The organism is Zongyangia sp. (assembly GCF_965361945.1).
The window spans coordinates 1-8,629 of sequence record NZ_CBDTOK010000022.1; the positions used below are offsets into that span (position 1 = coordinate 1).

An 8,629-nucleotide genomic window follows, 5' to 3' on the forward strand; every position below is an offset into this window, starting at 1 on the left:
GACTGGGAAAAAGCGAAATCTTCTGCCCTCTGAAGCATCTGAATCAGCGGATTTTTCTCTGAAATATGATAGAGTACTACTGGGGACAAAGGCCATAGATCGTGGATCTCAAAGAAAAAGTTGCCACCAGAAAACTCTGCGATTCTCTTTGCCAGATAAATGTCCATGGGATAGGTGGAAGACGCGATCACGGCATCAGGCCGATATTTTCCCGCCAGATATTTGGCTTTATATTTGACCTTTTGATAAAATAAAGTCATGTTTAGCATCCGCATAGGACCATTACTGTGATAAGACGGCGTTTTGACCCAGCAAAAACGGGCACCGGGCACAATCTCCTCTTCCGAAAAATCATGCTCCACCGTGGGATTTTTCTTCCGTAGATGGGAAAAAGTAGCCGCCAGCACAGTGACATCATGACCCATTTCTGCCCATTCCCGAGCCAAATAAAAGGGCCGAAATTCCATGCCATAGCTTTCCGACCCAGCATAATGATTAATTAGTAGTATTCTCATTGATTACGCTCCCCAGACAGGCGCTCCACTACTTTTGAGCTGCCGTCTCCAATAATGCCTGTTCCATGGTCTTGACATTTTCTTCCCAGTCATAAAGCCTTAAGACACGCTGCCGGCCCGCCGTGCTCATTTTTGCACGTAATTCTTTGTCACTGTAGAGCTGCCAAAGTTTGTCGGCAATGGCTTCTGCATTTTCCCTGGGTATGATGAATCCTGTCACTCCGTCTTCAACAGTTTCGGTAAATCCATCTACATCAGAAGCAATGACAGGCACTTCACAAGCCATGGCTTCCACCGCAGAAACGCCGAAGCTTTCAGAGTTGAGGACACTGGGTACGCAAAATACATCCATACCGCTAATCGCCTGGGGCACCTGTGTATTAGGAATAGGGCCGCAGAGCTTTGCCTCATCATTCAGTCCTAGTTCGTCGATTAACCCCTGCAACTCCGCTTGCTTACTCCCCTTGCCATAAATGAGGAGCTGTGCCTTTTCTCCTTCCGGCAATCGTTTTACAAACTGGGAATACCCTCGGATGAGATAAGACAGGCCATATTTATCCTCTAAAAGCTTAACTGTCCCTACTGTAAAACACGGCTTTTCAACTTCCTTCTTGGAAAAGCGAGCCACATCCACGCCAAAAGGGGTGACAAAAATCTCTTTCTCATAGGAAGGATAAACTCGTTTTACCTGTTTGGCCATCACATGACTGGTGGAGGCAAGACGGTCTGCATTTTGGATATTCTTCCACACAATTTTTTTATGAAGAGGACTTTTATAGGGAAAATCATAGACATCGCTTCCCCATACGGACAAGAGAAGTGGATGAACCTTCGCCATCCGCGCTAATGTTCCATAACCGCTGGCATAATGGGCATTGACTATATCTGGATGAAAGCTCTGAATATCCTCTCGTAGCTGCTTTCCTCCCATTAAGTATCCCTGAAATCCACCTGTCTTCAAATAAACGATTTGTACGCGCTCGTCAATGATCTCATTCTGATTGACATGGTTGGGCAGCGAGTAAAGACGTACTCGATGTCCGTGCCTGACATAGGCATTAGCCCATTTGATGGTATGGCTAGAATTCGCAGGCGCAAGTAATGCAATTTTCATGAAATCATCTCCGTTTCCTCACCATGAACAATTATATTAATGATTCTGATACTGCTTGACAATGTAGTGGCAATATACATAGAAAATAAAATAAGCGATGGCAAGAGATATCGATAAAATCAGCAGATAGTTTTTAACCGTGAGGTCACACAGCGCCGCAACGCCGGTTGGAACCAGAGCAAACAAGAGCAATCCAAATTGCCAGATCATCGTCATCAACTGTTTTCCCATCACCAAGGCGCTGTTGGATATTGGCGATACAATAAAGCGCACCAGGAACATTGGGGTCAAAATACGAATGTAATCTGCAGCGGGAAGCCACTGTTCCCCGAGAAAGATACGAATAATCGGTTCAGCAAAGATAAAAAGGATGGAAAACATTGGGACTGACAGCAATAAAAGAAGTCCAGAAACCTTACTAAAGGTATGGGAAAGATTGCCGGAAGTATTTTTTTCATCTGCCGCCTGTTTGACAAAGACCTGTCCAACTGCTCCGCCCACCATGGAGAGAGGTGTACCCAGCACCCGATTGACCATGGAATAATATCCTAGCTGTGCAGTGCTATAAAGTGCAGATAGAAAATAAGAAATGACATTATAGGTCATGGTGTTGGCAAGAGATCCGGGCATGGTAAACTTAGGATAATTGGAATATTCCTTTGCCACATCGACTAAAGCCTTACGATTAAAGTCTTTGCGATGTACCCTGCCTTTTAAATTATGGATCATCCGTGTATTTCCAGCTGCGAAGGAAATCATCTGTCCTAAAATCAGTCCCATGGCGCCCCAGTGGAGAAAAGCAAGTCCCAATTGAATTCCGGACTGGACAACCGTTTTGATAATATTGGCGTTAGTAATGGCCTTGTATTCCTTGAGGCGAACATTATAGTAGTTGAGGGAATTGTACATTCCCGTCATCAGCGCCGCCAACGGGAGACAAAAAATCCAACCAACATTATCTCCGCCACCGAGCAGCTGTGAAATTGGCTTTGCAAAAGGAAATGCCAGGATCATGGCGGCAGAAATCCCAACTGTCAGCGTCATGCTCAGAAAAAACAGACCATTGGCTTTTTCATCGGTATCTGAAACCACAATGGCAAAGTCATATTTAAACCCTACCAATTGCCCTAAAATATTGACAGTGGAAACAAATAGTGTATAAATACCGTAGTCATCTGGGCTATATAAACGACCCAGCAAAGGCGACAAGAGAACTGGCAGAAACTGGGCGACAGTAGAACCACTGACCAGAATCAGCACATTTTTTACAAAGTCGCCCTGAAATAGGCCCTTGATGCGATCCCATAGCTTCAGCTTCATGCCCTTTAAAACCTGCCTTTAAAATCCAAAGTGCTGCAATGGCTCAGCGGCAGTTTTACTGCTTTTCCTTCTTTCGCCGAAAGATATATGGCCAAAACCAGCTCCAAAGCACGCCGGCCTGCTCGGGCATCCACATAGGGCTGTTTCCCATGGCGTACCGCATCGATCACATTTTTATAAAGAGGTGTATGTCCAAATCCATAGACATTGGGCGGATTTTCCCCAAACTCTTTCTTAATCGCATCAACATCACCGGTCTCATCAGCAAAATTCCATTCTTCAATGATATTCACCGACTTTCCACCTGCTTTTACTGTCCCCTTTTCTCCGAAGAGATAGAGAGTCTCCTCCAAATTATGAGGATAAATATTGGTGGTTCCTTCGATAACGCCATAAGCCCCGTTTTTAAATTTAACAATGGCAAGTCCCAGATCCTCTGCCTCAATGTAATCATGATTCAGACGATCAGTATAGGCCATAACCTCGGTAATTTCATCCCCCATCATCCAGCGAAGCAGGTCAATATTGTGGATGCACTGGTTCATCAAGGCACCGCCATCCTGTTCCCAGGTACCCCGCCATTTGGCTTGGTCGTAATAGGGTTTGGAACGGTTCCACCGGATATGGGCAGTTCCATGAAACATTTTTCCAAAGCGTCCTTCTTCTAGGGCTTCCCTGATTTTCTGGATAGATTTATTAAAGCGATTTTGGTGGCAGGCACAGACAACCACACCTTGCTTTTCCGATTCTGCGATGATGGCATCTGCTTCGTCCAAAGAAAGAGCAATAGGTTTTTCAATAATTAAATTACAACCTTCCGCAATACAGTCCAAAGCAATCTGTCCATGCTTGCCGCTTTCGGTTGCAATGGCGACCAGATGAGGATGCTGCTCCTTAAGCATCTGATGATAGTCGGTATAACGGGCAATTCCCTTATCCTGCAGTTCAAATTGAGACAGCAAATGCTCCATATTTTCAGGAACAATATCACAAACTGCAACCAATTCAATATGGTCGTTATTTTTTACCGCTGCAATATGGTTAGGAGAAATGCGTCCGCAGCCAATCAAGGCATATTTGACTGTATCTATCATCTGTTTTACCTCCGGTCATTATTTTCCTTCTGTGTTGTTGCCATTCTTCAGGCAGTAACGCCGCAGTCTTAAGTAACACATCTAAAACTGCGGCTAGTATTCATATACTTGCTTTTTTACTGATTTTCCAAAAGCTGCTCTTCCGGTACCGGTCGAATTTCCCGAGCTGGCGATCCCATAGCCACCATTTTAGGAGAGATATCCTTGGTGACCACACTCCCAGCCGCGACAAATGCATCCGTACCGATGGTCTTACCTGGTAGGATGACGCTTCCTGCGCCGACCCTCCCCCCATTTTCTATGGTTACCCCACGAAAATGAGAGAAACGCTCCTTGGTTCTGCCAGCAAAATTATCGTTAGAAGTGACAACACAAGGGGCGATAAAACACCGATCCCCAATACGGCTATAGGCAGTAATATAGGCATTGGATTCAATCTTGGTAAAAGAACCAATATGGCAAAAATTTTCTACTGTCACACCACGGCCAATGATGGTCCGCTCACCCACCGTCACATCCTCACGAACAGTGGCCTGATCAGCTGCTAAACAGCCTTTACCCAGGGCAGCTCCACGATAGATAACCACATGGGTGCCTATCATACACCCATCCTCCACCGTGGCTGGCGGCAATTCCTTTTCGCTGGTAGTAGCACTGTTGGCAGCCTTCATAGGAAGCTTTCCAATGCAGGAAAAGTCGTCAATGCGTACATTATCTCCGATACGGCTCCCCTGACGGATGACCACGTGATGACCAATCTGGCAGCCCTCACCTACGACGACGTCATCCTCAATGACCACATTTTCTCCAATCACCGCATTTGATGCAATATGGGCCCTTTCACTGATCATTTTCACGCGCTCCATCTCTTAAAATTACAATCTTTCCAGATTGTCTGCGTCAATTCCCTTGGTCAAATTACGGGTATCAAAGACCATTTTCGCTGTCTTGACAATGTGTTCAGCATCATAGCAACTGTGGTTGGTCAACACCACCACAATATCAGCATCTTTGATAAGTTGATCGCTGAGGTCGGTGGAGTGATATTCCTTTCCATTATGTTTAAAGTCTTTGACGAAAGGTTCATTGATAACAAGTTCTGCCCCGAATTTCTCCAAATGCTCGATTACCTTAAGCGCTGGAGACTCGCGAAGATCATCAATATCCGGTTTATAGGCAACGCCCAGCAGAAGAATTTTGGAACCATTGATGCTCTTCTTTTCCCGGTTGAGCATATGGCTGACCCTTTCTACTACGTATTCAGGCATGTTATTGTTGATTTCGCCAGCAATTTCTATCAGGCGTGTATGATAATCATAGCCACGGGCTTTCCAGGTCAAATAGAATGGGTCAATGGGAATACAGTGTCCCCCCAGTCCAGGTCCAGGATAAAAGGCCATAAACCCATAAGGCTTAGTCTTTGCCGCATCAATCACTTCCCAAACCGGAATGTCCATCCGCTTACAAAGAATGGCCATTTCGTTGGCAAGCGCAATATTGATGTTCCGGAAGGTGTTCTCCAGAATTTTCTCCATCTCAGCTACCTTGGGGCTAGAAGCCTCAAAGATGTCGCTATCCAACACATTGCCATAGAGTTTCGCTGCCAGCTTGGTGCACTCAGGTGTAACACCACCAACGACTTTAGGGGTATTTTTCGTTTTATATTCTTTATTGCCCGGATCTACCCGCTCAGGAGAGAATGCCAGAAAAACATCCTTCCCCACAGTGTATCCCTTTGCTTCAAACAAGGGCTGGATGACCTCTTCTGTGGTGCCAGGGTAAGTGGTGCTTTCCAGCACTACTAACATTCCCGGTTTGGAGTACTCAGCAACCGCTTTAGCAGAAGACTCCACATAAGAAATATCCGGCTGATAATATTTGTCCAGCGGAGTGGGCACACAGATGGCAACACAATCACATTCATGAATATGGGCAAAATCAGCATAAGCTGTCAGCCGCCCCTCGTCTACAATTTTCTTTAGATCGCTATCCACCACATCGCCGATGTAATTATGGCCGGAATTGACCATATCCACCTTTTTTTCTTGGACGTCAAAACCTTTGACGATATAGCCTGCCTTGGCCTTTTCTACCGCCAGAGGAAGGCCAACATAACCCAGTCCTACAACGCCCAACACTGCGGTCTTGTTTTCAATTTTCTCCATTAATTTTGCGTACATCACTATATTCCTCCATCCTGCCCGAGCTGTCTCTGTGCAGCATAAATTTTTATTGGTCTGCCGACTCGTTGCCGTAGATTTCCTTTACATTATCATTGTGCTCAAAGGTGGAAACAATATCCTTGACCGAGTCAAACATTTCGTCCATTCCCGGTAAAGACAGCGTCTCCTCCAAATGCTTGACATTTTTAGCAAACCAATTGAGATTGTTCTCCACCGGTTTATTAATATAAATTTTGTTGTTTGACGTTTTGGTGGTATTTTCCTCCGCCAGACTAATCTCTTCAAACAACTTTTCGCCAGGACGCAGTCCAGTAAATACGATTTTGATGTCCTTTTCCGGTTCAAGTCCTGAAAGCCGAATCATATCGCAAGCCAAATCATAGATGAGCACCGGCTCTCCCATATCCAGCACAAAGATCTCTCCACCGTCTGCCATTGCGCCGGCCTCTAAAACCAATTGCACAGCCTCCGGAATGGTCATAAAGTATCGCCGCATCTCCGGATGCGTAACCGTGACAGGTCCGCCCTCTTCAATCTGCTTTTGAAAGAACGGAACCACACTGCCGTTGGAGCCCAACACGTTGCCAAAGCGAACCGCAGCAAAATCTGTATCTGAGACCTTGTCCATCATCTGGATTACCATTTCAGCAATCCTTTTCGAGGCCCCCATAATATTGGTGGGATTAACGGCCTTGTCCGTGGAAATGAGAATGAATTTTTCCGCTTGATGATTAATAGCCACCTGGGCTACATTGATCGTCCCAAACACATTATTCTTAACGGCTTCCTTTGGATTGAGTTCCATCATAGGCACATGCTTATGAGCCGCCGCATGAAACACCAACTGAGGTTCGAACTCCTTGAATATTTCGTCCATTCTTTTTCGGTCTCTCACCGATCCCAGACGGATAGAGTACCGGGTTTGATCGTAAATTTCTTTGAGTTCATTATCAAAAGCAAAAAGGCCGTTTTCATTGATATCAAAAACAATCAGCTTCTTTGCCCCAAAACGAAGCACCTGTCGGCAAATTTCTGATCCAATAGAGCCACAGCCGCCAGTAACTAATACCACCTTATCTTGGACAAAGTCCTTAACCGCTTTCATATTCAGGTGTACGCTGTCCCGACGCAGCAATTCTTCCAGGTTAATGGTATTAAGCCGCGCGTTCTCCACCCGTTCTTCCAAGTTATCAATGGTTCCAAAGCGGCGGATGGTGCATTTTTTCGATTTGCAGGTCCGAATGAGCTGTTTGAGGAAATCTTTATCCGCATTGGCAATAGCTACAATAACTTCGTCAATATGCAGATCATCTAGGATTTCGGGTAGTTCATCAAAACCGCCATAAACCTTGACGCCCGCCACCTTACATCCATGAAGTTCCTTCTTGTCGTCCAGGTAAGCCACAACCTGCATCCCGTCTTCTGGGTGGTCATAAAGCTTTTTGTGCAGATAAGCGCCCAACTCCCCTGCACCATAAACCAAAATACGGCGCATGTGCTTCTTTTTTCGTATTCCCTGTAGCTTATTCTTGATGAAAATAACGAAAACCACAGAAAACCGGCCGAGCAGCATACTCAGCAACATGACGCCGGAAATTAGAATCATTACCTCAAAGGGAATTCCCTGACGTAAAATCCGGTCTGTAGCAATGGCAATGACGCCGAATAAAAGGACCGATATCACCTGTCGGATTACTTCCGACAGCCCCGCATGGCGCCACACTGAGTTATAGCATCGAAAGATAATATTGAGTCCAATAATCACCAGGGCACAAAAAAGAATATAGCTCCCTTGGTTATTGAGATAATACTGAGGAATTTCTCGGAAAAAACCAAACTTTAGTTTAAAACTAATTTGTACAGAAAACCAAGTACATAAAAAATCCCATAGTACCAAAGAAGATATATAAAAAATCCTATTTGCCTTTTTCATTCCAACCTCCGCGGCAAAATCCTTATTTCCACTGCAAAAATATATTTTCCTCTTTCAATAAACAAGGCAATATCTGTTCGGAAACATACTGGATTCCAACAAACATCGCCACTTCGTGAGAGTGTATTTGAGCTTTGCTCAACTTGCAAATTATACCATCATTATACGTTTGCCTTGCTTTCCTGTCAATTATTTATAGCATCTTTACAAAAAAACTTGTATTTTATCGTGAATGGTGACAAATCACATTCTCACTATTTAGAAATATTGACGCAATTGACAAAAGATTGCAAACCTTTTGACTTCCAAAGAAATGGTTACTTCATTTCTCCTATATGGCTACTAAACAGCTAAAATCTTGGCTTTTCAATTTTATAATTGATATTTATCAGTGTAATTCTTTTTCTCGCTTATTGCCGATATAAGCTCCTTCCTTACAACAACCAACCATTTTATACCCAATTGATTCG

The 8,629-nt window shown here is 44.5% G+C and carries 7 protein-coding genes; all 7 read right to left on the reverse strand.

Features of this window, described 5'->3' with window-relative positions:
- A partial coding sequence (locus tag ACZ25G_RS01270) for a glycosyltransferase (RefSeq protein ID WP_463681266.1) occupies positions 1-515 on the reverse strand: 515 nt, incomplete at its 3' end.
- 28 nt (positions 516-543) lie between these two features.
- Positions 544-1,629 (reverse strand): glycosyltransferase, encoded by a 1,086-nt coding sequence (locus ACZ25G_RS01275; protein ID WP_463681267.1) that lies wholly within the window; start codon positions 1,627-1,629, stop codon positions 544-546.
- A gap of 36 nt (positions 1,630-1,665) precedes the next feature.
- Positions 1,666-2,949, reverse strand: coding sequence for an oligosaccharide flippase family protein (locus tag ACZ25G_RS01280; RefSeq protein WP_463681268.1), 1,284 nt, complete (start codon positions 2,947-2,949; stop codon positions 1,666-1,668).
- A 5-nt stretch (positions 2,950-2,954) separates the two neighbouring features.
- Positions 2,955-4,043, reverse strand: a complete 1,089-nt coding sequence (locus ACZ25G_RS01285) for a Gfo/Idh/MocA family protein (protein ID WP_463681269.1) — start codon at positions 4,041-4,043, stop codon at positions 2,955-2,957.
- A gap of 116 nt (positions 4,044-4,159) precedes the next feature.
- Entirely contained in the window at positions 4,160-4,900 is a 741-nt protein-coding gene (locus ACZ25G_RS01290; RefSeq protein ID WP_462933631.1) for an acyltransferase, read from the reverse strand.
- A gap of 18 nt (positions 4,901-4,918) precedes the next feature.
- The gene (locus ACZ25G_RS01295; RefSeq protein ID WP_463681270.1) at positions 4,919-6,223 is read right to left on the reverse strand and encodes a nucleotide sugar dehydrogenase; all 1,305 of its coding nucleotides are present in this window, start codon (positions 6,221-6,223) and stop codon (positions 4,919-4,921) included.
- Positions 6,224-6,272: 49 nt separating this feature from the next.
- Positions 6,273-7,991 carry a polysaccharide biosynthesis protein gene (locus tag ACZ25G_RS01300; protein WP_463681271.1) on the reverse strand — a complete coding sequence of 573 codons (1,719 nt, stop codon included), beginning with the start codon at positions 7,989-7,991 and terminating at the stop codon, positions 6,273-6,275.
- Positions 7,992-8,629: the final 638 nt, after the last annotated feature.